Annotated in this window: 27 protein-coding genes; 22 read left to right on the top strand and 5 right to left on the bottom strand. The window is 63.4% G+C overall.

Translation table 11 applies throughout. The features are described from left to right. Positions 1–195: 195 nt before the first annotated feature. The 6 genes from Q7V31_RS01440 to dnaQ are packed head-to-tail and all read left to right on the top strand — an operon-like array spanning position 196 to position 4,284. Positions 196–1,020, top strand: coding sequence for a pyruvate, water dikinase regulatory protein (locus Q7V31_RS01440; RefSeq protein ID WP_304731996.1), 825 nt, complete (start codon positions 196–198; stop codon positions 1,018–1,020). Between the two features lie 5 nt (positions 1,021–1,025). Continuing rightward, positions 1,026–1,634, top strand: a complete 609-nt coding sequence (locus Q7V31_RS01435) for a Maf family nucleotide pyrophosphatase (protein WP_304731995.1) — start codon at positions 1,026–1,028, stop codon at positions 1,632–1,634. Then, positions 1,631–2,470 (top strand): shikimate dehydrogenase, encoded by an 840-nt coding sequence (locus Q7V31_RS01430; protein WP_304731993.1) that lies wholly within the window; start codon positions 1,631–1,633, stop codon positions 2,468–2,470. Before Q7V31_RS01435 ends, Q7V31_RS01430 begins: the two co-directional genes overlap by 4 nt. Before the next feature lie 11 nt (positions 2,471–2,481). Beyond that, positions 2,482–3,108 (top strand): dephospho-CoA kinase, encoded by a 627-nt coding sequence (gene coaE, locus Q7V31_RS01425; protein ID WP_304731991.1) that lies wholly within the window; start codon positions 2,482–2,484, stop codon positions 3,106–3,108. A 22-nt stretch (positions 3,109–3,130) separates the two neighbouring features. After that, the gene (locus tag Q7V31_RS01420) at positions 3,131–3,559 is read left to right on the top strand and encodes a VOC family protein (protein ID WP_304731989.1); all 429 of its coding nucleotides are present in this window, start codon (positions 3,131–3,133) and stop codon (positions 3,557–3,559) included. Between the two features lie 26 nt (positions 3,560–3,585). Then, on the top strand, positions 3,586–4,284 hold the full coding sequence (dnaQ, locus tag Q7V31_RS01415; RefSeq protein WP_304731987.1) for a DNA polymerase III subunit epsilon: 699 nt from the start codon (positions 3,586–3,588) through the stop codon (positions 4,282–4,284). 10 nt (positions 4,285–4,294) lie between these two features. On the opposite strand, the gene secB is transcribed toward dnaQ, so the two are convergent. Both secB and Q7V31_RS01405 read right to left on the bottom strand, forming a co-directional pair. After that, the gene (secB, locus tag Q7V31_RS01410; protein WP_304731986.1) at positions 4,295–4,795 is read right to left on the bottom strand and encodes a protein-export chaperone SecB; all 501 of its coding nucleotides are present in this window, start codon (positions 4,793–4,795) and stop codon (positions 4,295–4,297) included. Between the two features lie 101 nt (positions 4,796–4,896). Continuing rightward, entirely contained in the window at positions 4,897–5,409 is a 513-nt protein-coding gene (locus tag Q7V31_RS01405) for an FxsA family protein (protein ID WP_304731984.1), read from the bottom strand. A 232-nt stretch (positions 5,410–5,641) separates the two neighbouring features. On the opposite strand from Q7V31_RS01405, the gene Q7V31_RS01400 reads away from it, so the two are divergent. The 4 genes from Q7V31_RS01400 (at position 5,642) to Q7V31_RS01385 (ending at position 8,553) form a co-directional block, all read left to right on the top strand. Next, the gene (locus Q7V31_RS01400; protein WP_304731982.1) at positions 5,642–6,394 is read left to right on the top strand and encodes a Tim44/TimA family putative adaptor protein; all 753 of its coding nucleotides are present in this window, start codon (positions 5,642–5,644) and stop codon (positions 6,392–6,394) included. 89 nt (positions 6,395–6,483) lie between these two features. After that, a complete protein-coding gene (locus Q7V31_RS01395; protein ID WP_304731980.1) occupies positions 6,484–7,536 on the top strand; it encodes a murein transglycosylase A in 1,053 nt (350 codons plus the stop codon). A 10-nt stretch (positions 7,537–7,546) separates the two neighbouring features. Beyond that, on the top strand, positions 7,547–8,185 hold the full coding sequence (locus Q7V31_RS01390; protein ID WP_304731978.1) for a Smr/MutS family protein: 639 nt from the start codon (positions 7,547–7,549) through the stop codon (positions 8,183–8,185). Next, positions 8,182–8,553, top strand: coding sequence for a helix-turn-helix domain-containing protein (locus tag Q7V31_RS01385; protein ID WP_304731976.1), 372 nt, complete (start codon positions 8,182–8,184; stop codon positions 8,551–8,553). The genes Q7V31_RS01390 and Q7V31_RS01385 overlap by 4 nt, the downstream gene beginning before the upstream one ends. A 200-nt stretch (positions 8,554–8,753) precedes the next feature. Here Q7V31_RS01385 and hslU read toward each other — a convergent pair whose 3' ends face one another. Further along, positions 8,754–10,061 (bottom strand): ATP-dependent protease ATPase subunit HslU, encoded by a 1,308-nt coding sequence (gene hslU / locus Q7V31_RS01380; RefSeq protein WP_304731974.1) that lies wholly within the window; start codon positions 10,059–10,061, stop codon positions 8,754–8,756. A gap of 41 nt (positions 10,062–10,102) precedes the next feature. Then, a complete protein-coding gene (hslV, locus tag Q7V31_RS01375; protein WP_370690616.1) occupies positions 10,103–10,654 on the bottom strand; it encodes an ATP-dependent protease subunit HslV in 552 nt (183 codons plus the stop codon). Positions 10,655–10,823: 169 nt separating this feature from the next. Between hslV and Q7V31_RS01370 the strand changes: the two genes are divergently transcribed. The 10 genes from Q7V31_RS01370 (at position 10,824) to coaA (ending at position 19,486) form a co-directional block, all read left to right on the top strand. Next, the gene (locus Q7V31_RS01370; protein WP_304731973.1) at positions 10,824–11,441 is read left to right on the top strand and encodes a pyridoxamine 5'-phosphate oxidase family protein; all 618 of its coding nucleotides are present in this window, start codon (positions 10,824–10,826) and stop codon (positions 11,439–11,441) included. 292 nt (positions 11,442–11,733) lie between these two features. Next, positions 11,734–12,336: an imidazoleglycerol-phosphate dehydratase HisB gene (gene hisB, locus Q7V31_RS01365; RefSeq protein WP_304731972.1), complete on the top strand. Its 603-nt coding sequence runs from the start codon at positions 11,734–11,736 to the stop codon at positions 12,334–12,336. A 68-nt stretch (positions 12,337–12,404) separates the two neighbouring features. Continuing rightward, positions 12,405–12,881 carry a DUF2628 domain-containing protein gene (locus Q7V31_RS01360; protein ID WP_304731970.1) on the top strand — a complete coding sequence of 159 codons (477 nt, stop codon included), beginning with the start codon at positions 12,405–12,407 and terminating at the stop codon, positions 12,879–12,881. Positions 12,882–12,887: 6 nt separating this feature from the next. After that, on the top strand, positions 12,888–13,538 hold the full coding sequence (gene hisH / locus Q7V31_RS01355) for an imidazole glycerol phosphate synthase subunit HisH (protein WP_304731968.1): 651 nt from the start codon (positions 12,888–12,890) through the stop codon (positions 13,536–13,538). Beyond that, positions 13,535–14,272 (top strand): 1-(5-phosphoribosyl)-5-[(5-phosphoribosylamino)methylideneamino]imidazole-4-carboxamide isomerase, encoded by a 738-nt coding sequence (gene hisA, locus Q7V31_RS01350; protein WP_304731967.1) that lies wholly within the window; start codon positions 13,535–13,537, stop codon positions 14,270–14,272. Before hisH ends, hisA begins: the two co-directional genes overlap by 4 nt. After that, positions 14,266–15,024, top strand: coding sequence for an imidazole glycerol phosphate synthase subunit HisF (gene hisF, locus Q7V31_RS01345; protein ID WP_304731965.1), 759 nt, complete (start codon positions 14,266–14,268; stop codon positions 15,022–15,024). The genes hisA and hisF overlap by 7 nt, the downstream gene beginning before the upstream one ends. A gap of 198 nt (positions 15,025–15,222) precedes the next feature. Continuing rightward, complete coding sequence (locus tag Q7V31_RS01340) at positions 15,223–16,764, top strand: CYTH and CHAD domain-containing protein (protein WP_304731963.1); 1,542 nt, start codon at positions 15,223–15,225, stop codon at positions 16,762–16,764. Positions 16,765–16,942: 178 nt separating this feature from the next. Further along, positions 16,943–18,037: a pentapeptide repeat-containing protein gene (locus Q7V31_RS01335; protein WP_304731962.1), complete on the top strand. Its 1,095-nt coding sequence runs from the start codon at positions 16,943–16,945 to the stop codon at positions 18,035–18,037. 114 nt (positions 18,038–18,151) lie between these two features. Further along, entirely contained in the window at positions 18,152–18,481 is a 330-nt protein-coding gene (locus Q7V31_RS01330) for a phosphoribosyl-ATP diphosphatase (RefSeq protein WP_304731960.1), read from the top strand. Between the two features lie 42 nt (positions 18,482–18,523). Next, positions 18,524–19,486, top strand: a complete 963-nt coding sequence (gene coaA / locus Q7V31_RS01325) for a type I pantothenate kinase (RefSeq protein WP_304731958.1) — start codon at positions 18,524–18,526, stop codon at positions 19,484–19,486. Between the two features lie 3 nt (positions 19,487–19,489). Here coaA and Q7V31_RS01320 read toward each other — a convergent pair whose 3' ends face one another. Beyond that, a complete protein-coding gene (locus Q7V31_RS01320; protein WP_304731956.1) occupies positions 19,490–20,485 on the bottom strand; it encodes an adenosine kinase in 996 nt (331 codons plus the stop codon). Between the two features lie 180 nt (positions 20,486–20,665). Here Q7V31_RS01320 and Q7V31_RS01315 point away from each other — a divergent pair, with 180 nt between their 5' ends. Next, on the top strand, positions 20,666–21,337 hold the full coding sequence (locus Q7V31_RS01315) for an EI24 domain-containing protein (RefSeq protein ID WP_304731954.1): 672 nt from the start codon (positions 20,666–20,668) through the stop codon (positions 21,335–21,337). Beyond that, positions 21,334–21,711 carry a hypothetical protein gene (locus Q7V31_RS01310; protein ID WP_304731952.1) on the top strand — a complete coding sequence of 126 codons (378 nt, stop codon included), beginning with the start codon at positions 21,334–21,336 and terminating at the stop codon, positions 21,709–21,711. The genes Q7V31_RS01315 and Q7V31_RS01310 overlap by 4 nt, the downstream gene beginning before the upstream one ends.

The raw sequence follows: 21,711 nt of genomic DNA, 5'->3' as shown, positions 1-21,711 counted from the left end.
TATGACCGTGTAGGGCTTGCCGCGAAAGCCTCACTTACACCCGTTAATCACACCGATCCACAGGCAGGACGACAACATCATGCCTGGCCGTTATGGCTGCTGCACAAAAAGAAATGGCGCGGCTCACATGCCGTCGATACCTTTGCCGCGCCGTCCCGGGGGGCTGCCAAGACGACAACCAAAAACGGAACATCGATGAGCGGCAAGCGTGTCTTCCATCTGCATCTGGTCTCCGATGCCACCGGCGAAACGCTGAATACGGTGGCGCGCGCCGCCTGCGCGCAATATGAGGATGCCCGCCCGGTCGAACATGTCTATGCGCTGGTGCGCGGACCCAAACAGCTTGAGCGCGTGCTCGGCGAGATCGAGGCTGCGCCGGGCATTGTGATGTTCACGATGGTCAATGAGGAACTGCGCGACCGTCTCGAGCGGCGCTGCCGCGAGCTGCAATCGCCCTGTATCTCGGTCCTCGACCCGGCTATGCAGGCGCTCGGCCAGTATCTCGGCAAGGAGAGCTCGCACAAGCCCGGCTCCCAGCACATCATGGACGCCGAATATTTCGGCCGCATCACCGCACTCAACTTCACCATGGCCCATGATGACGGCCAGTCGGGGGGCGATCTCAACGAGGCCGACATCATCCTGCTCGGCGTCAGCCGTACCTCGAAGACGCCGACCTGTATCTATCTGGCCAATCGCGGCATCAAGGCGGCCAATATCCCGATCGTCCCTGGTGCCATGTTGCCGCCCGATCTCGAAACCGCCGATCACCCGTTGATCGTCGGTCTGACGACCAGTCCCGATCGCCTGGTGCAAATCCGCAAGAACAGGCTGCTTTCGCTGCACGAGAAGGCCGACACCGATTATGTCGAACCGGAGGTCGTGGCCGAGGAGGTCGCCTTCGCGCGCAAGCTCTTTGCCCGCAACGGCTGGCCGGTCATCGATGTGACGCGCCGCTCGATCGAGGAAACGGCGGCGGCGGTACTCAATCTCTACAATGAGCGGCAAAAGACCAGCTGACGGACATGACCAAAACACCCCTCATTCTGGCGTCCGCAAGCGCGGTGCGCGCCAAGCTTCTGAAAGATGCCGGCCTCGAATTCGATGTCGAGGATTCGCGGCTCGATGAAGATGCGGTGAAGCGCGGATTCGCCGGTCGCGACATGTTGACGGACACCGACGCGCTGGCACTGAAACTGGCGGAAGAAAAAGCCCGTGCCGTGTCGCGCGCCAACCCTGCCGCGTTGGTGATCGGCGCCGACCAGATCCTGTCCTGCGACGGCAAGCGATATGACAAGCCGAAATCGATGGCCGAAGCGCGTGCCAATCTGCGGGCCTTGCGTGGGCGTCCGCATATTCTCCATAGCGGCGTTGCGCTGGTGGCAAACGATGTCATTGTCTGGGGCCATGCGGCACAGGCGCGCCTGACCATGCGTGGCTTCACCGATGCGTTTCTCGACGGCTATCTGGAGCGTGTCGGCGAGCAGGCGATGAAAAGCGTTGGCTGCTACCAGCTTGAAGGCCCGGGCGTGCAGCTCTTCCAGCATATCGAGGGCGACTATTTCACCATTCTCGGATTGCCGCTGCTGCCGCTGCTGTCGGAACTCCGGCGTCATCATGCGGCGGCGCCATGATCAGGAAAGTATGCGTCATAGGCTGGCCCGTCGCGCATTCGCGCTCGCCGCTGATCCATAATTACTGGATCGAGACGCACGGGATTGCCGATGCGGTCTATGAACGCCTGGCCGTCAAACCCGAGGATCTGGCCGCCACGGTGACGAGGCTCGGTGCGCATGGCTTCATCGGCGCCAATGTGACGGTCCCGCACAAGGAAGCGGCCTTTGCCGCCCTTTCCCGCCACGACGCCGTTGCGAAGCGGCTGAAAGCGGTCAACACGATCGTGACGACGGCGGAAGGCCTCGAAGGCCGCAACACCGACGGCTATGGCTTCATCGCCAATCTCAAGGACCGGGCCGCGGGCTGGCATGCCGACAAAGGTCCGGCCGTCATTCTTGGCGCCGGCGGCGCGGCCCGCGCGATCTGCGCGGCGCTCGAAGACGAGGGCGCCCCCGAAATCCGCATCGTCAACCGGACCCGTGCCCGGGCCGAAGGGCTGGTCCGGGATCTGCGTCTCAAGGCCGGGCGCATATATGCCGGCGCGGACGCAGCAGCGGCGCTGAAGGGTGCGGCACTTCTGGTCAACACGACAACGCTCGGCATGAAGGGCGAGAGCGAGGTCACACTCGATCTCGACCCGCTGCCGAAAACGGCACTGGTCACCGACATTGTCTATACGCCGCTCGAAACCGGCCTGCTGCGCCGGGCGCGCGACAGAGGACACCAAACGGTCGACGGCCTTGGCATGCTGCTGCATCAGGCCGTGCCGGGTTTCGAGGCCTGGTTTGGCGTCCGGCCGCAAGTGACGGAAACCTTGCGCGCGCTGGTGCTGGCCGACATGGCGGGAAAATAGAGGAAGAAACGATGCTCCTGATCGGTCTCACCGGCTCCATCGGCATGGGAAAATCCGAAACCGCGAAAATGTTCCGGGCCCTCGGTGTCCCGGTCTATGACGCCGATGCGGCGGTGCATGCGTTGTATGAGAAGGGCGGCAAGGCGGTCGAACCGATCCGCGCCGCCTTCCCTTCCGCCATTGTCGAAGATGCGGTCGACCGCAAGGCGCTGTCGCGCTGCGTGCTCGGCCTGCCCGAGGAAATGAAGAAGCTCGAGGCGATCGTCCACCCACTGGTCGGCGAGGCGCAGATGGCATTCCTGCGCGAGCACCTGGCCGCCGGCCAACAGATGGCGGTGCTCGACATTCCGCTGCTCTACGAAACCGGTGGCGAGACGCGCGTCGATATCGTCGTGGTCGTCTCGGCGCCCTACGATCTGCAGAAATCGCGCGTGCTGGCGCGGCCCGATATGGACGAGGCGAAGTTCGCGGCGATCCATGCCAAACAGGTGCCCGATGCCGAAAAGCGCCGCCGCGCCGACTTCATTGTCGACAGCGACAAGGGTCTCGAGCACGCGCGCGCGCAGGTCGCAGCGATTGTCGAAGCGCTGCAAGGCCGCGAAGGCAAGGTATTGAAGGAAAGGCTCGGCAAGAGCTGACGCAGCGGTCTAGAATGAGAATATGGAACAGAGACTGAGCCTCATCACGCTGGGTGTCGCCAATCTGGCTGTCGCGCGGACATTCTACGAAACGCTGGGCTGGCAGGCGCTGCCGCAAAGCAACGAGACGGTCGCCTTCTTTCAATGCGGCGGCATTGTCTTCGCCCTGTTCGGCCGCAACGCGCTGGCGGAAGACGCCAATCTGGCGCCGCATGGTGAAGGCTTTTCGGGCTTCGCGCTGGCGCATAATGTGCGCGAGAAGGATGAAGTCGACACGCTGCTTGCCGAGGCCGAAGCGGCCGGCGGCAAGATCATGAGGCGCGGCTCCGACGCCTTCTGGGGCGGTTATACCGGCTATTTTTCCGATCCCGACGGCCATCTCTGGGAAGTGGCATGGAACCCCGGCGGCGTCATCGGCGCGGATGGTTCCTTCCGTTTCGCCGAACGCTGACCGCGGGCTGGAGCAGAAGAGGTCCGATGCGCGAAATCGTTCTCGACACCGAAACCACCGGTCTCTCGCCGCAGGATGGCCACCGCCTTGTCGAGCTCGGCTGCATTGAGCTGTTCAATCACATGGCGACCGGAAAATTCTTCCACACCTACCTGGATCCCGAGCGCGACATGCCGGCGGGCGCGGAAAAGATTCACGGCCTGACGGCATCGTTCCTGAGCGGCAAACCGAAATTTGCCGACAAGGTCGAGGATTTCCTCGCCTTTATCGGCGACGATCCGCTGGTCATTCACAATGCAAGCTTCGACATGGGCTTCATCAATGCCGAACTGGCGCGGATCGGCCGTCCGGCGCTGCCGATGGCGCGCGCCATCGACACGCTCGACATCGCGCGGCGGCGGTTTCCCGGTGCGCAGAACAACCTCGACGCGCTGTGCCGCCGCTTCAATGTCGACAATTCCGGCCGTGAAAAACACGGCGCGCTGCTCGACTCGGAATTGCTGGCGGAAGTTTATCTGGAGCTGATGGGCGGGCGTCAGCCGGGCCTTGTCTTGCAGGCCGAGATCGAGGCGGCGCGGGCCAGCGGCACCGACGCCGTCAAGCCGCAGGCGCGCCCGCGGCCCGAGCCGCTGGCCCCGCGTCTGACCGCCGCCGAGCGCGACGCGCACGACGCCTTTGTCGGCGCGCTGCGTGGCGAGGCCTTGTGGAAGGCGTCGACGAACTAGTTCGCCAAGATCAGTTGGGCTGACCGGCGCCGGCCGGCTCCTGTGCCATCTGCTGACGGCGTTGCTGATAGAGACTGACAAAGTCGATCGGGTCGATCATCAGTGGCGGATAACCGCCGTCGCGCGTCAGGTCGGCAACGATCCGTCGCGCGAAGGGGAAGATCTGACGCGGGCATTCGACGACCAGCACCGCTTCGAGATTGGCCTCCGGAATATTGATCAGCCGGAAGAGACCCGCATAGTCGAGTTCGACCAGAAACATCGTCCGGTCCTTGGTCTTGGCCTCGGCCGCGAGCTTCAGCGCGACTTCATAGTCGGTGTCGCTCAGGCGCTGGACGCCGACATCGACCCGCACCGAAATATTGGGCTGTTCTTCGGACGGCCCGAGCGACTGCGGCGCATTCGGGTTCTCGAACGAAGCATCCTTCACATACTGGGTCAGTATGCGAAGCTGCGCCACGGTCGGCTGTCCGGTGCCGTCTGCATCATTATTGGTATTCTGGTCCGACATCCTGGCCGCTCCCGGTATTCATCAAATCGAAGTGCTGGTCTGCAAAAACTGTGGTTGCTGGCTATCATGGAACATCATCGGCGACAAGAAATCCGGTCCGCTCAATCTTCGGGTCGCCCGGGCGGCAATCGCCGTGCGCCGGGCCCGGTATCGGACGTCCCGTCCCGCTCTTCTTCGACTTCCCAGTCCGCCGCGTCGATGACCGGCCCGCCGCCGGGCCCGCGCCTCATGCCGGCCTTGTGGATATGAACTTGGGCCCGCATCGCCATCCGCCGCGCGACCAGGCCCGCAGCGAGGCGACGCAGCGGCGCGATCAGCAGCAGGAGCCCGAAAATCGACGTCAGAAAACCAGGAATAACCATAAGAACGGCGGCAATGAACAGGATTGCGCCGTCCAGCATTTCGGCGACCGGCGGCTCGCCACGCTGCATCGTCGCCTGCGCGCGCCTGAGTGTCGCCGGACCCTGCAGCCGCATCAGCCAGATGCCGGCAAACGCACTGATGGCGACAAGTCCAACCACGGGCCAGACGCCGATGGCGGCACCCGCTTCGATAAAGACGGCGATCTCGGCTAGCGGCAGGCCGGCAAGGATCAGAAAAGCAAGGAGGGGCACGGCGCTTCCAGGGGCAAAGCGGCCCGTAAGGGTGAATGGAGGGCAATCGGTCGCGACGGCTCAGGTAGCAAAACCGCTTCGATTGCCCTAGGTTATAGATACAGTAGCGAGCCGCGAGGCGCCCGTCACCCAAGTGGCGGCGTGAGGCCGCTGTTGCGCACATGAAAACAAGGGTCCGGCAAGGGTCCGGACCGGTTCACAGGCAAGGCTCATCGAGCGAATGGACGGCGGCTTGACCCTTCTCAACATCATCCTGCTCGCAATCGCGGTTGGCGTCTTTCTGAAACTCAGAAGCCTGCTCGGCCGTCGTACCGGCCATGAGCGCCCGCCCTACGATCCTTATTCCGACACCGGCAACCCCGCCGGGACCAACCCGACCGGGAACGACAAGGTCGTCACCCTGCCCACACGCCCGCGCCCCGCGCAGGCTGAACGGGCCGGGCGCGGCCGCACTGTCGACGCGGCCGGCGACCCCTTTGCCGAGCCTTTTGAAATTCGCAATCGCTGGCGCGGCATCGCCGAAGACGGCACGCCGCTGGCGAACACGCTGAATGCCCTCGCGCGCCTCGATCCCGGTTTTGACGCCGAAGCGTTTCTGGGCGGCGCGCGCGCGGCCTATGAAATGATCGTCACGGCTTACGCCGAAGGCAACCGTGCCACATTGCAGCCGCTCCTGAGCGCCGATGTTTTCAGCGGCTTCGAGGCCGCCATCGCCGCGCGCGAAAAGAACGGACAGCATGTCGAGCAAAGCTTTATCGGCATCGACAAGGCCGCGCTGAGCGCCGCCGCGCTCGACGGCACCCGCGCCCGCCTGACGCTGACCTTTCGCAGTCAGTTGACCTCCTGCCTCAAGAATGCCGACGGTGTTGTGGTTGAAGGCGATCCGGTGACGATCCGCGAGGTCAACGATGTCTGGACCTTCGAACGCGATGTGAAGAGCCGCGATCCGAACTGGAAGCTGGTCGCGACCGGCGCGTCGACCTGACGGACGCGGCGATGCGCCGGACCGCGCGCCATTTCCTTTCGACCCTGGTTGGGATTGCCGTTCTTTCCTGCGCGCCGGGAACGACTGTCATGGATGCTCGTGCGGAACCCAGTGCCATGCGTTTTGCCGATCTGCCTGGTTGGGCCGATGACGATCACGCCGCCGCATTGGCGGCATTTTCGCGCTCCTGCACACGCATCGCCAGGCTCGACGCCGCCGCCCCGCTCGATGCCAAGACCGGAACCTCTTCAATCTATGGCCGCGCCGCTGACTGGCAGCCGGCCTGTGCCGCCGCGCTGCAACCGATTGCGCCGGGTTCGGCGCGCGGCTTTTTCGAACACTGGTTTCAGCCGGTCCGCCTGCCGGCGGCGCGCGGGCTCTTTACCGGCTACTACGAACCGGAGATGCGTGGCGCGCTGACACGCCACGGGCCTTATCAGACGCCGGTGCTCGCACCGCCGCCGGGCTTTGCGATGCGTGCCGGCGGCGCCGGCTTCCCGACCCGCGGCGAAATCGAGGACGGCGCGCTCGATCACGGATCGCTGGCGCTGGTCTGGCTTGAAAGCCCGGTCGACGCCTTCTTTCTGCATGTGCAGGGCTCGGGTCGCGTGCGCCTCGAAAACGGCGAGACGGTGCGCCTCGCCTTTGCCGCCAAGAGCGGCCACGAATATACCTCCATCGGCAAAGTGCTGATCGATCGCGGCGCCATTCCGCGCGAGGACGTCTCGATGCAGACGATCCGCGCCTGGATCGACGCCAATCCGGCAGCTGGCCGAGAGGTGATGCGGCAGAACGATTCCTACATTTTCTTCCGCATACTGAGAAATGTCGATCCGGAACTCGGGCCTCCCGGCGCCGAACAGGTCAATCTGACGCCGCGCCGCAGCCTCGCCATCGATCGCGACCATCATCCGCTGGGGGCGCTGTTCTGGCTGACGACGCGTCATCCGGCGCTCGACGGCAGCAGCGAAATCCCCTTCGCCCATCTTGTGGTCGCGCAGGACACGGGCTCGGCGATCAAGGGCGTGCAGCGCGGCGACATATTTTTCGGCACCGGCGCGGAGGCCGGCGAGATCGCCGGTCTCATGAAGGCCGAGGGGCTGCTTGTCGCGTTGCTGCCGAAATCGATTGCCGCCCGCTAGGCAGGACCGGATGGCGGCAGGCGGCGACAGGGATGACAATGAAAAGAAGGCCCCGCGCCGCCGCTCACGGCTGCTGACGGAGGAAGAGCGCAAGCTCTGGCGCGCGGTGGTAAAAGACGCAAAACCGCTGCTCCGCCGCACGAAAATGCCGGCCGCCGAAAGTCCTGCTGCCATCGACGCGCCGATCGCCACGCCGGCGCCCGCCGCCCGTCCGCGCGCCGCCGCCGCGCCGCAATCGGCCGCCCCGCGGACCCATCCGCCGGCACCGCCGCCGCTGACCGGCCTCGATCGCCGCGTCAGCCAGCGCCTCGCCCGCGGGCAGATGGAGGTCGAGGCGACACTCGATCTCCATGGCCACAACCAGCACGAAGCCCATGACGCCCTGCTGGCATTTCTGAGCCGCTCCCGCGCACGGGGCTTGCGCTGCGTGCTGGTCATTACCGGCAAGGGCGCCTCGCCCTATGCGCGCCACACGCTCCACGGCGCGAATTTCTACGAAGTGCCCGAGCGCCAGGGCGTGCTGCGCAGCGCCGTGCCGCGCTGGCTCGAAGAGGCAAGCTTCCGCACCCATCTTTCCGGCTTCCAGCCCGCCCATCCCAAGCATGGCGGCGGCGGCGCCTTCTATATCTGGCTGCGCAAGAAACGATGACGCCCTTCGGCAAGAAACTGCGCGAGCTGCGCAAGGCGCGCGGCATGACCATGAAGGAGATGGCGGCGGCGCTGCGGGTGACACCGGCCTATCTCTCGGCGCTGGAACACGGGAAACGCGGCCGTCCGAGCTGGCGGCTGGTGCAGGCGATTGTCGGCTATTTCAACGTGATCTGGGACGAGGCGGAAGAACTGGAACGGCTGGCCTGGCTTTCCCACCCACGTATCGTCATCGATACATCCGGTCTTGCCCCCGAGGCAACGGAGGCGGCGAACCGTCTTGCCGAGGAGATTGCAACGCTGACCCCGGCCGAAATCAGCCGGCTGCTGGCCGTTCTCGACGCGCGAAAGCGGCGCAAGGGCAAATGACTCGCCACCGGTGAAGAAAGCCGGCCCACGCGCCTTGCGGCCGGCGAAGCTGTCCGCAAAAAGATTCGCCGGTTGCGATTTCAGCTGATGACCAAAGATTCGCGCCCGGGTGCAGAAGGCCGGAAAATCGGGCCGGTCCCGGCGGATGCATCACGCCTTTTGCCCTCACGGCGCAACACTGCGCGCTGCCGCAGCCAGCATCAGAGAATGAATTTCGACAGGTCGGTGTTCTTCGACAGGTCGCCGACATGCTTCTGCACATAAGGCGCATCGACCGTGACCGTTTCGCCGGCACGGTCGGTGGCGCCAAAGCTGATTTCGTCGAGCACCCGCTCCATGACGGTGTGCAGGCGCCGCGCGCCGATATTCTCGACCGTCGAATTGACCGAGGCGGCGATGTCGGCAATGGCGTCGATCCCGTCATCGGTGAAGGAGAGCGTGACGCCTTCCGTTTCCATCAGCGCCACATATTGCTTGATCAGGCTGGCTTCCGGTTCGGTCAGCACGCGGCGCAGCTCGTCCTTGCCAAGCGCCTTCAATTCGACCCGGATCGGCAAACGTCCCTGCAGTTCGGGCAGCAGATCCGATGGCTTGGCGATGTGAAAGGCACCCGACGCGATAAAGAGAATATGGTCGGTCTTGACCGCGCCATGCTTGGTTGAAACCGTCGTGCCTTCGATCAGCGGCAGAAGATCGCGCTGCACGCCTTCGCGACTGACATCGCCGCCCTGCCGTTCGGCGCGGGCGCAGATCTTGTCGACCTCATCGAGAAAGACGATGCCGTTCTGTTCGACCGCGGTGATGGCTTCCTGTGTCAGCTGTTCCTGGTCGAGCAGCTTGTCGCCTTCCTCGGCGACCAGCACCTCATAGCTGTCGCGCACCGTCATGCGCCGGGTTTTTGTGCGTCCACCAAAGGCCTTGCCCATGATGTCGCCGAGATTGATCATGCCGACCTGGCCGCCCGGCATCCCCGGAATGTCGAAACTCGGCATGCCGCCACCCTGATCGGCCGTTTCGATCTCGATCTCCTTGTCGTCGAGTTCGCCGGCGCGCAGTTTCCTGCGGAAGCTCTCGCGCGTGGCCTCGCCCGCATTGGCCCCGACCAGCGCCTCGAGCACACGCGCCTCGGCGGCAAGATCGGCTTTCGCCTCGACATCCTTGCGCTTTTTGGTCCGTGTCATGGCAAGCGCAATTTCGACCAGATCGCGGATGATCTGCTCGACGTCGCGGCCAACATAGCCGACTTCGGTGAATTTGGTCGCCTCGACCTTGATGAAGGGTGCTTCGGCCAGGCGCGCCAGACGGCGCGAGATTTCGGTCTTGCCGACGCCGGTCGGCCCGATCATCAGGATGTTTTTCGGCAAAACCTCCTCACGCAGATCCTCAGGCAGTTGCTGCCGCCGCCAGCGGTTGCGGAGCGCAATGGCGACCGCGCGCTTGGCGTCGCGCTGGCCGACAATGTAGCGGTCGAGTTCGGAAACGATTTCACGCGGGGAAAAACTGGTCATGCGGGCAAACGAAACTCCGGTCGGGAAGGCGGGAAGGACGGTCAGGCCTCGATGACTTCGACCGTCAGATTGTTGTTGGTGTAGACGCAAATATCGGCGGCAATGCCCATCGCCTTGCGGACGATCGCCTCGGCGCCGAGATCGCTGTCGGTCAGTGCCCGGGCGGCGGCGAGCGCGTAATTGCCGCCCGAGCCGATGCCGACGACCCCGCCATCGGGTTCGAGCACGTCGCCATTGCCGGTCAGCACCAGCGTCACTTGGGCGTCGGCGACGATCATCATCGCCTCGAGGCGGCGCAGATATTTGTCGGTGCGCCAGTCCTTGGCAAGCTCGACACAGGCTCGCATCAGCTGCCCCGGATATTGCTCGATCTTGGCTTCGAGCCGCTCGAACAGCGTCATCGCATCGGCGGTCGCCCCGGCAAAACCGGCGATCACATCGCCCTTGCCGAGCGGGCGGACCTTGCGCGCATTGCCCTTCATGATCGTGTCGCCCATCGACACCTGCCCGTCGCCGGCGATCGCCACCCGGCCATCCTTGCGCACCGAAAGGATCGTCGTGCCGTGCCAGTTGATCGGATCGTGCGAGGCCATGTCTATTCCTGTCGGATTTTGCCGGAAGGCGCGGGGTTGCCGCTACCATGTGGCGGCTTCGCGCCATAGGGTCAAGCCCGGCGCCGGTTCCGGCGGGCATGCGGACTGGCGCCGATTTGTTGCAAATGATAATCTTTCGCACAATCGACGATCGAGGAGGATTTATGCCATGTCGGGTCAGTTGAAAACCGAGGATGCGCTTCGCACGGTCTACCCGCAGCCTTCGGGCGGGGCGCTTGGCAAGCAACTCGACTGGATCGACCCGCATTCACGGCGTTTCATCGAACTCTCGCCCTTTCTCTGCATCGGCTCGAGCCGCCCGGACGGGCTTGCCGATGTGTCGCCCCGGGGCGGCGAGCCGGGCTTCGTTCATGTGCTCGACGACAGGCATCTTGCCCTGCCTGACCGGCCGGGCAACAACCGTCTCGATACGCTGACCAACATCGCCCATGCGCCGGCGGTCGGCCTGTTGTTCTTTCTGCCCGGCTTTGAGGAAATGCTCCGCATCAACGGCCTTGCCACAACGTCGTTGGAGCCGGAACTGATGGCGCGCTTCGTCGTTGATGGCAAGCCGCCGCGCTCGGTGCTCGTGGTCGAGGTGAAGGAGGTCTATCTCCATTGCACCAAGGCGCTGAAACGCTCCGGGCTCTGGAACGCCGAAAATCACGTACCGCGCAATGCTCTGCCGAGCTTTGGCGAGATGTTGCGCGACCAGATGAAGCTCGATGTCGCGCCGGCCCTGATCGATACGGCATTGGAAGACGACGCGCAGAAGAACCTCTATTGAGGCCCAAGGCTTAACAATATCTGGTGGTCTACGCTTAACCGAATACTAGGAGAGATTAATAGCTGCAAATTGATTCAATGACTTAGTGCCGCCGACGCATGGAAAACTGCAACGACTTAAAGTAATATATGAGACGAGCAGGCCTTTATTGGTTAACGTCTTGTAAGCCATTGTGATTCAAATTGAATTTCTCGTTTAACTGGAATGGGTGCGCAAATATGGGCTTTGCGCTGGCCGGTTGCCGCACTGCCTGCTAAAAGCCCGCTGAATTCACGCCCGCCGGAACATCGAAATGTCTGCTTCCCGCACCGCCAAGCTCGACCGCCAGACCAAGGAGACCTCGATTTCGGTCGAGCTCAATCTGGATGGCAATGGGGATTACGATATCGAGACTGGCATCGGCTTTCTCGACCACATGCTCGAGCAGCTCTCGCGCCATTCGCTGATCGACCTGAAATTGCGCGCCAAGGGCGACCTCCACATCGATTTTCACCACACGACCGAAGACAGCGGCATTGTGATCGGCGAGGCGGTCAAAAAGGCGCTTGGCGATTTCAAGGGCATCCGCCGCTATGCAACGGCCATCATCCCGATGGACGAAACCTGTACTCGCGTCTCGATCGATGTGTCGCAGCGCCCCTACCTGATATGGAAAGTGAACTTCACCAAGCCGAAGCTTGGTGACATGGACACCGAACTTTTCAAGGAATGGTTCCAGGCTTTCGCCCAGAATGCCGGCATCACGCTGCATATCGAAAACATGTATGGCGAAAACAACCATCACATCGTCGAAAGCTGCTTCAAGGGTCTGGCGCGCGCGCTTCGCGAGGCGGTCGAGATCGACCCGCGCGCCTCGACGCAAATTCCCTCGACCAAGGGCAAGCTCGGCAGCTGATCCGCTGGCCTTTTTCAGCCGTCTGGCCTAGATAGAGCCCGAATGCAACGCCGCCGCGAGCGGGCCCCATGTCCATGCGCATCTACACGGTTCACGAGCTTCAGGGCGCCCCGCTTGACGGCGCCGGCATCGTGCTGGTCAAGGAGGGCTTCTCCTTCCCGGCTTTCGCGTTTTCATGGATCTGGTTGCTCTGGCACCGGCTGTGGGTCGCGCTGGCGCTCTGGATCGCGCTGCTGGTTGCCGTCTCGCTGATCGCCCAAAATCTCCTCGGCGCCGAAGCGACCGCCATATGTTCGCTGGCGCTTCAGGTGCTGCTCGGCTTCGAGGCCAATGACATCCGCCGCTGGACGCTCGAACGCAAGGGCTATCGTATGGCCGGGCTCGCCGGTGGCGGCAACCTCGAGGAAGCCGAACGCGCCTTCTTCGCCAAATGGGACCGGTCGCTTCATGTCGATGCCGCTCCATCGCCGAGGCCGGTCTGGGGGCGTCGCACCGGGGCGGCATCCGACGACGTTCTCGGCCTTTTTCCGAAGGCGGGGGGCTAGCTTCCGGTGAAAGTCGCGATCATCGACTATGGCTCGGGCAATCTGCGATCGGCGGCCAAAGCCTTCGAGCGCGCCGCCCGCGACGGCGGCATGGCGGCCGATATTCTCGTGACCAGCGATCCCGAAGCGGTCCGCGCCGCCGACCGCGTCGTGCTGCCGGGCGTCGGCGCCTTTGGCGACTGCCGCGCCGGACTTCATGCGGTGCCAGGCATGGTCGAGGCGCTGACCGAAGCCGTACGTCGCAACGCCAGGCCCTTTTTCGGCATTTGCGTCGGCATGCAACTGATGGCCGCGCGCGGCATCGAACATGGTGAACATCAAGGTCTCGGCTGGATCGATGGCGACGTAATCGCCATCGAGCCCGGTGACGCAACGCTGAAGATTCCGCATATGGGCTGGAACACGCTGACACAAACGCGGTCCCACATCCTGCTCGACGGGATCGAAACCGGCGAGCGCGGTCTGCATGCCTATTTTGTCCATTCCTATTTTCTCGATGCGAAATCGCAAGCCGATGTGCTGGCCTGCACCGATTACGGCGGTCCCATCACCGCAATGGTCGCGAAGGACAATATGGTCGGCGCTCAGTTCCATCCCGAAAAGAGCCAGACGCTCGGTCTGGCGCTGATCGGCAATTTTCTGAAGTGGCGGCCATGATCTTCTTTCCGGCCATCGATCTGAAAGACGGTCAATGCGTGCGCCTGGTCCACGGGTTGATGGACAAGGCGACCGTCTTCAACGACGACCCCGCATCGCAGGCCCGCGCCTTCGAGCGGGCTGGCTTCGAATATCTGCATATCGTCGATCTCAACGGCGCCTTCGCCGGCAAGCCGGTCAACGCAGCGGCGGTCGAAAGCATTCTCGCGGCGATCTCGATGCCGGCGCAGCTTGGCGGCGGCATCCGCGATCTGGCGACAATCGAAATGTGGCTCGGGAAGGGCATCGCCCGCGTCATCATCGGCACGGCGGCGGTCAAGAACCCGGCGCTGGTGATCGAGGCGTGCAAGAAATTTCCGGGCCGCATCGCCGTCGGGCTCGATGCGAAGGGCGGCCATGTGGCAACCGAAGGCTGGGCGGACGTCTCGGACCTTACCGTGCTCGACATGGCGCGGCGCTTTGAAGACGCGGGCGTCGCCGCCATCATCTATACCGACATCGACCGCGACGGGGCGCTGGAAGGGCTGAACATCGAGGCGACGGTGGCGCTCGCCAATGCGATATCGATTCCGGTCATTGCGTCGGGCGGCCTTTCCTCTATCGATGACGTAAAGAAACTTTTGGCCGCCGACACGAAGAACATCGAAGGCGCGATTTCCGGCCGCGCGCTTTACGATGGCCGGCTTGATCCGAAGGAAGTGCTGGCATTGTTGAAGGATCACGCCAGATGCTGAAAGCGCGCGTCATCCCCTGCCTCGACGTCAAGGACGGCCGCGTCGTCAAGGGCGTCAACTTCGTCGACCTGCGCGATGCGGGCGACCCGGTCGAGGCCGCCCGCGCTTATGACGCGGCCGGCGCCGACGAGCTCACTTTTCTCGACATCACGGCAAGCCACGAAGAGCGCGCGATCATTTTCGATGTCGTGCGCCGCACCGCCGAACAATGCTTCATGCCGCTGACCGTCGGCGGCGGCGTCCGCACCATCGAGGATGTGCGCAAGCTCTTGCTCGCCGGCGCCGACAAGGTTTCGATCATGACAGCCGCCGTCTTCGATCCAGGTTTCGTCCGCGCGGCGTCGGAGAAATTCGGAAATCAATGCATCGTTGTCGCCATCGATGCCAAACAGACCGGGCCCGGCAAGTGGGAGGTCTTCACCCATGGCGGACGCAAGCCGACCGGTATCGATGCGGTCGAATATGCCGTCAAGGTGACGGAACTCGGCGCCGGTGAAATCCTGCTGACCTCGATGGACCGCGATGGCGCCAAATCGGGCTTCGACATCGCACTGACCCGCGCCGTTTCGGACGCGGTCACCGTGCCGGTCATCGCTTCGGGCGGCGTCGGCACACTCGACCATCTGGTCGAGGGTATCCGCGATGGCCATGCGAGTGCGGTCCTGGCCGCCTCGATTTTCCATTTCGGCGAATACACGATCGGCGAAGCCAAGGCACATATGGCGGCCGCCGGCGTTCCGGTCCGTCTCTGAATCACGCAGAATCCAGATGTTGTGTGCCGCAACCGCGCGCACGCCACTCCTCCTGTGGATAAATGTCGCAGCGTCCGCATGACGCGCTTCGATGCCGAATACGACAATTGCGCGTCAGCACGCCGACCGGCAGAATGCACAGGCCTGCGTAGTGGATTGAGTCTTGGACCCTTGGGAGCGGCGCGAGGCTGAAATCGAATGTCCGACCGCGAAATCGAACTGAAACTCGTCTGCGAGCCGGCCGAGTTGGAGCGGGTGAGGCGCGCGCCGGCTCTGGCGCGGCTCAAGCGCGGGCGCGCCAGCGGCAAACATCTGCATTCGACTTATTTCGACACCGACAATCTGGCGCTGGGCGATCACGGGTTTGCGTTGCGCCTCCGCCAGTCGGGTGGTGCGTGCCTGCAGACATTGAAGACCGAGACAGGTCATTCGGGTGACAAGACGGGCGCGCTGGCGCGCGACACCGGCGAATATGAAGCGCGGCTGCCACGTGGTGCCGCCGGTCCCGATCTCAACAAACTGCCCGCCAGTCTGAAGTCCCGTATCCAGAAGCTCGCAAACGGCAATCCGATTGCGCCGCGCCTTGTCAGCGATATCCGCCGTACCGTTCAGTACCTCGAAACACTCGACGGCGATGTCATCGAGTTGGCGCTCGACAAGGGCGCGTTGCGGGCCGGCGAGGCAAAAGAGCTTGCTGTCAGCGAAATCGAGCTGGAATTGAAGGAAGGCTCGCCCGAAAGCCTGTACCGCCTTGCGCTCGATCTCAGCGACATCGCCACGCTGCGCGTCGGCTTCGAAAGCAAGTCGGAGCGCGGCTTTGCGCTCTTACGTCCACGTACGCCGATGGCCATCAAGGCCGAGACGCTGACGCATGCACAAGATGCGACGCTGGAAGATGTCTATGCGGCGGTCCTGCGTCATTGCCTCGTGCACCTGACGTCGAATGAGACGGCAACCGTCGAGGCGCATTTGCCCGAAGCGCTGCACCAGATGCGGGTGGCCCTGCGCCGCATGCGCTCGGCGCTGGCGATTTTCCGCCCCGCCATCGGTGGTGGCATGGCCGACCGCCTGGCCGAGGAAGCGAAATGGCTCGCCAACGAACTCGGGCCCGCGCGCGACCTCGACGTTTTCGTCGGTGAAATCCTGGCATCGGTGACACCGCGCGACGCGGCGCTGTCGCGCCTCGCCGCCCGTGCCGATGCGGCGCGTGCGGAGGCGTGGGACCGTGCATTGGCGGCGCTCGCCTCGCGCCGCTACACGCGCTTTCTTCTCGAACACGGGCTTTTCCTGGCCGGGCGGGGCTGGCGCCTCAAGCGCAAGGCGCCGCGTCTTGCGCGCGACTTCGCGATCATGGCGCTGACCCGGCGTCATGCCAGTGTCACCAGACTTGGCCGCGACATCGAAACGCTCGATCTCGAGAGCCGCCACGAATTGCGCAAGCGCCTGAAGAAGTTTCGCTACGGACTGCATTTTTTTTCGTCGCTTTTCGACGCCGGAGCGACAAAACTCTATATTCGGCATCTCTCGCAGCTTCAGGATGTATTCGGCGGGCTGAACGACGTGGCGACGGCACATCTCATTCTCGACGGGCCGCTCGCCGCAGCACCGGGCGACACCAGGGCCGCCGCGCTCGCCGCACGCATTTTCAGCTGGTCGGAAAAGCGCGCCACCAAGGACTGGAAGGGTGCCCTGCGGCTGTGGCGGCGTTTCCGCGAGGCGGAGCCTTTCTGGCAGGGCTGACCGTTCCGGCCGCGTCAAAGCGCGTCTCACGGCGGCACAAGGGAAAATACCAATCTCGGGATTTTCCTTCGAATGCCCGCCACTGTTAAGCAAATGTGAAAAACTCCGTTCTAGCTTGGCGATCCGGGTTGGTGGCCGCCCTTCATGCGCGGCCGTTTGTGCGTAAGGTTTTCTGCCCATGTCCGAGAGTTTGAGCAATGAGCCGCGCATGGTGGCGATCGAGCTGGAGCCCGCGCCGGAGCGCAAGCCGGCGAGCGAGCCTCATGCCATTATCGGCCGCCGCATCAGCCAGGAAGCACTGAACCGACTGAACGACCTTCACATGCGTTATCTGAAGGGCGTTCCCAACGGCTGGTGCGTGATCATGAAGGAGTGCGACCTCTCGGGGCTTGATTTCCGCAACCTCAATTTCTCGCATGGACACTTCATCGGCTGCGATTTCACAGATGCCGATCTGGAAGATTCGCATTTTGCTGGCGCCAATCTCTTCAGTGCCAATTTCGACACGGCCAATCTGACGCGTACCAATTTCGCCCGTGCCGATCTGCGCGGTGCGCAATTCGAAAATGCCCAGCTTGAAGGTGCGCAGCTCGAAGGAGCCGATCTCAGGCGCGGTGCCGTCATTCGTCGCGGCGCGTCGGCGCCGGTCGGCAAGGAAAATTCGAGCTTTCGTGGCGCACGCATGTTTGGCACCAACATGACCGAATGCAAACTGCTCGATGCCGATTTCGAAGGTGCGGCAATGTCAGGCGCGAGCCTGCAAGGCGCCGATCTCAGGGGCGCGAGCTTTGCCGGCGCCGAATTGAAAGGTGTCGAACTGTCCGGCGCCAATCTGGCCGATGCCGATTTCCGCCGTGCCATCATGGACGAGGCGACCGTTTCGCGCGGCGATCTGATGCGGGCGGTGAAGCCGCGCACGGCACCCGGTCCGGAGCGCATGGCGAAAATCCTGGCCGCGCACATGCTCTGGATCCAGACCGGCCAGCAAAAAGGCCACCGCGCCGATTTCGCCCGCATGGATCTGTCGCGCACCGATTTCTCGCGTGCCGTGCTTGCCGGCGCCGTGTTTTGCGAGGCGATCCTGGCTGACGTCAATTTTGAAAACGCGGTCCTGGCGGCGGCGGATTTCACCAACGCCATTCTGCTGCGCGCCAATCTTCTGGGGGCCGATCTCAGGGGCGCCGATCTCAGAGGCGCCGATCTGAAAGGCGCCAGGCAGGACGGCGCCAAGACCGGCGAACTTTCGGGCACCAGCCTGTTAACCCGGCGCTGACGGGCGGTCAGTGCCGCCGCTGGCCTCCCGGCCCCAAATCTGCTACGCAAAGCCGCCGCGCGGCGCCATTTCAAGCCTCCGCCGGATCTGTTAACGCCTCCGGAGCCGCAGCGTATGGCCGCCGATGCCAGCCAGCTCGACCAGTTGTTTGCGACGATCGCCGCCCGCAAGGGCGCCGACGCTGCCGGCTCCTATACGGCAAAGCTGCTTGCCGGCGGCACTTTGCTTTGTGCCCAGAAGCTTGGCGAGGAAGCGGTCGAAACGGTCATTGCCGCGACACGGGGCGACGCCAAGGCCACGATCGCCGAGAGTGCGGATCTGCTCTATCACTGGCTTGTCTTGCTCGCCGCGCTCGATCTCAAGCCTGCTGATGTCTATGCCGAACTGGCACGCCGGGAAGGTCGCTCCGGTCTCGATGAAAAAGCCACCCGAAGCTCGAGCTGAGACGGGATCCGACCCCATGACCTCCGTAGTGGAATCCGGCCCATGCCTCTGAGCGACCCCGACGACAAGATGCTTCTGTCGCCCTTTCGCCATTTCACGTCGGAAGCCTGGGGTCGTTTGCGCAAGGATACACCGCTGCCGCTTTCCGAAGCGGAGCTGGAGGAGTTGCGCGGTTTCGGCGAGCGGATCTCGCTTGACGAGGTGTCGGAGATTTTCCTGCCGCTATCGCGTCTGCTCAATCTCTATGTCGGCGAGATGCAGGAACTCTATCGCGTCACCTCGGATTTTCTGGGACGTGAACAGGACAAGGTTCCCTACATCGTCGGCGTTGCCGGCTCGGTCGCTGTCGGCAAGTCGACCACCGCGCGCATTTTGCGCACGCTGCTGGCGCGCTGGCCCAATCATCCAAAGGTCGACCTCATCACCACCGACGGGTTTTTGTACCCGAACAAGGTGCTCGAAGAACGCGGCTTGATGCAACGCAAGGGCTTCCCCGAGAGCTTCGACATCAAGCGTCTGTTGCGTTTTCTTTCGGATGTGAAAGCCGGCTCCCGCCGTGTCGAAGCGCCCGTCTATTCGCATTTCACCTATGACATTCTGGCGGACGAGACGATCCCGGTCGACCAGCCCGATATCCTGGTTGTCGAGGGGCTGAATGTCCTGCAGCCGTGGAAGCCGGCCGATGGTGACGAGCCGCAGCCATTCGTCTCCGACTTTTTTGACTTTTCGATCTATCTCGATGCGGATGAAGTGGCGATCAGGCGCTGGTATATCGAACGCTTCCTGAGCCTGCGCCGCACGTCCTTCAAGGATCCGGCCGCTTACTTTCACCGCTATTCGAAATTGAGCGACGAGGAGGCGGTTGAAACGGCCGACGCGATCTGGACCTCGATCAACCTAGCCAACCTGCGCCGAAACATCCTGCCGACGCGCCAGCGCGCCGACCTTATTCTGCGCAAGGGCGACGATCACCGCATCCGCGACGTGTTTTTGCGCAAGATCTGAATCTCAGACGAGCCCTTTTTCCTGCGCCAGTTTCGCCAGCGAAACCTGCGGTCGCGGCCCGTAATGCGAGATGACCTCTGCCGCCGCCATCGCGCCGAGCCTGCCGCATGTCACCGGGTCCTTGCCGCGCGTGAGCCCGTAGAGGAACCCGGCGGCGAAGAGATCGCCCGCGCCGGTCGTGTCGACAACTTTCGCAATCTTGTCGGCATCGACCACATGCACTTCGCCGTCGGCGACGATGACGGCGCCTGCTTCCGAACGCGTCAATGCCGCGAACTTGCAGTCGGCACGCACTTTCTGCAGCGCCTCGTCGAAGACATCCGTCTGGTAGAGCGACAGGATTTCAGCTTCGTTGGCAAACAGCAGGTCGACCTCGTCTTTCGCAAGGCGGCGGAACTCCTCGCGGTAGCGGTCGACGCAGAAACTGTCCGACAGCGTCAGCGAGACCAGGCGTCCGGCGTCATGGGCGATTTTCGCGGCCTTGAGAAAGGCCTGCTTGGCGTCGGGCTGGTCCCACAGATAGCCCTCCATGTAGGTGATCGCCGAGGCGCGGATCGTCGCCTCGTCGATGTCGTCGGGTCCGAGCTTTTGCGCCGCGCCGAGAAATGTATTCATGCTGCGCTGCGCATCCGGCGTCACCAGAATGAGGCAGCGGCCGGTCGGCGCGCCGGCGCTTGCGGGCTTTGCCGGAAATTCGACGCCGAGCGCCTTGATGTCGTGCATGAAGACGTCGCCGAGCTGGTCGCGCTTGACCTTGCCGAAAAAAGCGCCCTTGCCGCCGAGCGAGGCGAGCCCCGCGATCGTGTTGGCGCAGGAGCCGCCCGACATTTCGACCGCCTGGCCCATGCGGCCATAGAGATCGTCGGCGCGCTTGTCGTCGATCAGCGTCATCGAGCCTTTCTCGATGCCGTTGGCGGTCAGGAATTTGTCGTCGGCGTCGGCGATAACGTCAACCAGCGCATTGCCGATGCCGGCAACGTCATATTTGAGATCGGTCATGGTCCTCGGATTTTATTGAAGTTCGGGGAGGGTTCGAGGCCGGAGTATAGGGAACCTGTGCCATAAGTACAAAATCGCCACTTGGCCCGACCCCCGGGTGCGGTAAATCCGCAATTTGTAGTTCGCGCGGTCCCGCTCTAGTTTGGCCCGGCAAGTTTCTGAGACACTGGAGCACGAGCGATGCTGTCCGACGCCGCGCGCGCCTTGCGGGAAACCTTCTCCGCCCCCTTCCGCCGCGTCATGTGGCTGTCACTGGGGGTAACGTTGCTCGTGCTCGTGTTGTTCGGGGCCGGGCTGCAATGGGCACTCGCGGCGCTGCCCGAATTCGGCATCGGCTGGCTCGACACGATTGTCGCCATCGCCGCGCGCTTCCTCGCGATCATCGTATTGATCCCGCTGGTGCATCCGGTCGTCTCGCTGGTCGCCGGCCTCTTTCTGGAGTCGGTTGCCGCGCGTGTCGAGGAGACGGCCTATCCCTCTGATCCGCCGGGGCGCGACCAGCCATTCTGGCAGTCGCTCATTGTCGCCATCCGCTTCACGGTGGTGCTGATCGCGGTCAACCTGCTGGTGTTGCCTTTCTATCTGATCCCGGTCGTCAATATTTTTCTCTTCTGGGCTGTCAACGGCTATCTGCTCGGGCGCGAATATTTCGAACTGGTGGCGCTGCGCCATCTCGCGCCAGCCGCGGCAACCGCGCTTCGCCGCCGTCACCGCAGCCGTGTAATGGCAGCCGGCGTCCTGGTAGCGCTTTTCGCGACCGTTCCGGTGCTCAATCTTTTCGCCCCTCTATTCGGCGCCGTCTTCATGGTTCATACCTACAAGAAAGTCGCTGTCCCGGAGGGCTTCGCATGAAGCGCGTTCTGATACTGCTGTTGCCTTTGGCGCTCGCCGCCTGCGAAACGGCGCCCGGCACCGGCATCGACGCGCGTGGCGGCGTCATGGCGGCGTTACCGCCGGGCGGGCTGACGCCGGCAAGTCTGGTTGGTGCCGCACCCTCGGCAATCTCGGCGCGCCTCGGTGAACCCGACTTCCGCCGCAGTGAGCCTCATGCCGAAGTCTGGCAATATGCGGGTGGCGATTGCAGCCTCTTCGTCTATTTCTACGAAACGCCATCGGGCGCGCTCGGCGCGCGCCATGTCGATGCGCGCAGGCTCGAAGGCGGCGCGGCGGACAAGGCATCCTGCCTCGCAACCGTTGTGGCACGCCGCAACGCGCCGATGTCCTGA

Origin of the sequence: Parvibaculum sp. (genome assembly GCF_030651915.1) — a bacterium.
Classification (GTDB): domain Bacteria; phylum Pseudomonadota; class Alphaproteobacteria; order Parvibaculales; family Parvibaculaceae; genus Parvibaculum.
The sequence above is the reverse complement of the archived record's forward strand: the minus strand, read 5'-3'. Positions and strand labels throughout refer to the sequence as shown.

Bases quoted from the DNA above. Each gene is read 5' to 3' on its own strand.
- Q7V31_RS01430 (WP_304731993.1), top strand. From the start codon at position 1,631: ATGATCAGGAAAGTATGCGTCATAGGCTGGCCCGTCGCGCATTCGCGC.
- Q7V31_RS01320 (WP_304731956.1), bottom strand. From the start codon at position 20,485: ATGACCGATCTCAAATATGACGTTGCCGGCATCGGCAATGCGCTGGTT.
- Q7V31_RS01440 (WP_304731996.1), top strand. From the start codon at position 196: ATGAGCGGCAAGCGTGTCTTCCATCTGCATCTGGTCTCCGATGCCACC.
- hisA (WP_304731967.1), top strand. From the start codon at position 13,535: ATGATCTTCTTTCCGGCCATCGATCTGAAAGACGGTCAATGCGTGCGC.
- coaE (WP_304731991.1), top strand. From the start codon at position 2,482: ATGCTCCTGATCGGTCTCACCGGCTCCATCGGCATGGGAAAATCCGAA.
- hslU (WP_304731974.1), bottom strand. From the start codon at position 10,061: ATGACCAGTTTTTCCCCGCGTGAAATCGTTTCCGAACTCGACCGCTAC.
- hisF (WP_304731965.1), top strand. From the start codon at position 14,266: ATGCTGAAAGCGCGCGTCATCCCCTGCCTCGACGTCAAGGACGGCCGC.
- Q7V31_RS01435 (WP_304731995.1), top strand. From the start codon at position 1,026: ATGACCAAAACACCCCTCATTCTGGCGTCCGCAAGCGCGGTGCGCGCC.
- Q7V31_RS01395 (WP_304731980.1), top strand. From the start codon at position 6,484: ATGGATGCTCGTGCGGAACCCAGTGCCATGCGTTTTGCCGATCTGCCT.
- Q7V31_RS01310 (WP_304731952.1), top strand. From the start codon at position 21,334: ATGAAGCGCGTTCTGATACTGCTGTTGCCTTTGGCGCTCGCCGCCTGC.
- Q7V31_RS01330 (WP_304731960.1), top strand. From the start codon at position 18,152: ATGGCCGCCGATGCCAGCCAGCTCGACCAGTTGTTTGCGACGATCGCC.
- hisB (WP_304731972.1), top strand. From the start codon at position 11,734: ATGTCTGCTTCCCGCACCGCCAAGCTCGACCGCCAGACCAAGGAGACC.
- Q7V31_RS01360 (WP_304731970.1), top strand. From the start codon at position 12,405: ATGTCCATGCGCATCTACACGGTTCACGAGCTTCAGGGCGCCCCGCTT.
- dnaQ (WP_304731987.1), top strand. From the start codon at position 3,586: ATGCGCGAAATCGTTCTCGACACCGAAACCACCGGTCTCTCGCCGCAG.
- Q7V31_RS01420 (WP_304731989.1), top strand. From the start codon at position 3,131: ATGGAACAGAGACTGAGCCTCATCACGCTGGGTGTCGCCAATCTGGCT.
- secB (WP_304731986.1), bottom strand. From the start codon at position 4,795: ATGTCGGACCAGAATACCAATAATGATGCAGACGGCACCGGACAGCCG.
- Q7V31_RS01385 (WP_304731976.1), top strand. From the start codon at position 8,182: ATGACGCCCTTCGGCAAGAAACTGCGCGAGCTGCGCAAGGCGCGCGGC.
- Q7V31_RS01390 (WP_304731978.1), top strand. From the start codon at position 7,547: ATGGCGGCAGGCGGCGACAGGGATGACAATGAAAAGAAGGCCCCGCGC.
- coaA (WP_304731958.1), top strand. From the start codon at position 18,524: ATGCCTCTGAGCGACCCCGACGACAAGATGCTTCTGTCGCCCTTTCGC.
- Q7V31_RS01370 (WP_304731973.1), top strand. From the start codon at position 10,824: ATGTCGGGTCAGTTGAAAACCGAGGATGCGCTTCGCACGGTCTACCCG.
- hslV (WP_370690616.1), bottom strand. From the start codon at position 10,654: ATGGCCTCGCACGATCCGATCAACTGGCACGGCACGACGATCCTTTCG.
- Q7V31_RS01335 (WP_304731962.1), top strand. From the start codon at position 16,943: ATGTCCGAGAGTTTGAGCAATGAGCCGCGCATGGTGGCGATCGAGCTG.
- Q7V31_RS01340 (WP_304731963.1), top strand. From the start codon at position 15,223: ATGTCCGACCGCGAAATCGAACTGAAACTCGTCTGCGAGCCGGCCGAG.
- Q7V31_RS01315 (WP_304731954.1), top strand. From the start codon at position 20,666: ATGCTGTCCGACGCCGCGCGCGCCTTGCGGGAAACCTTCTCCGCCCCC.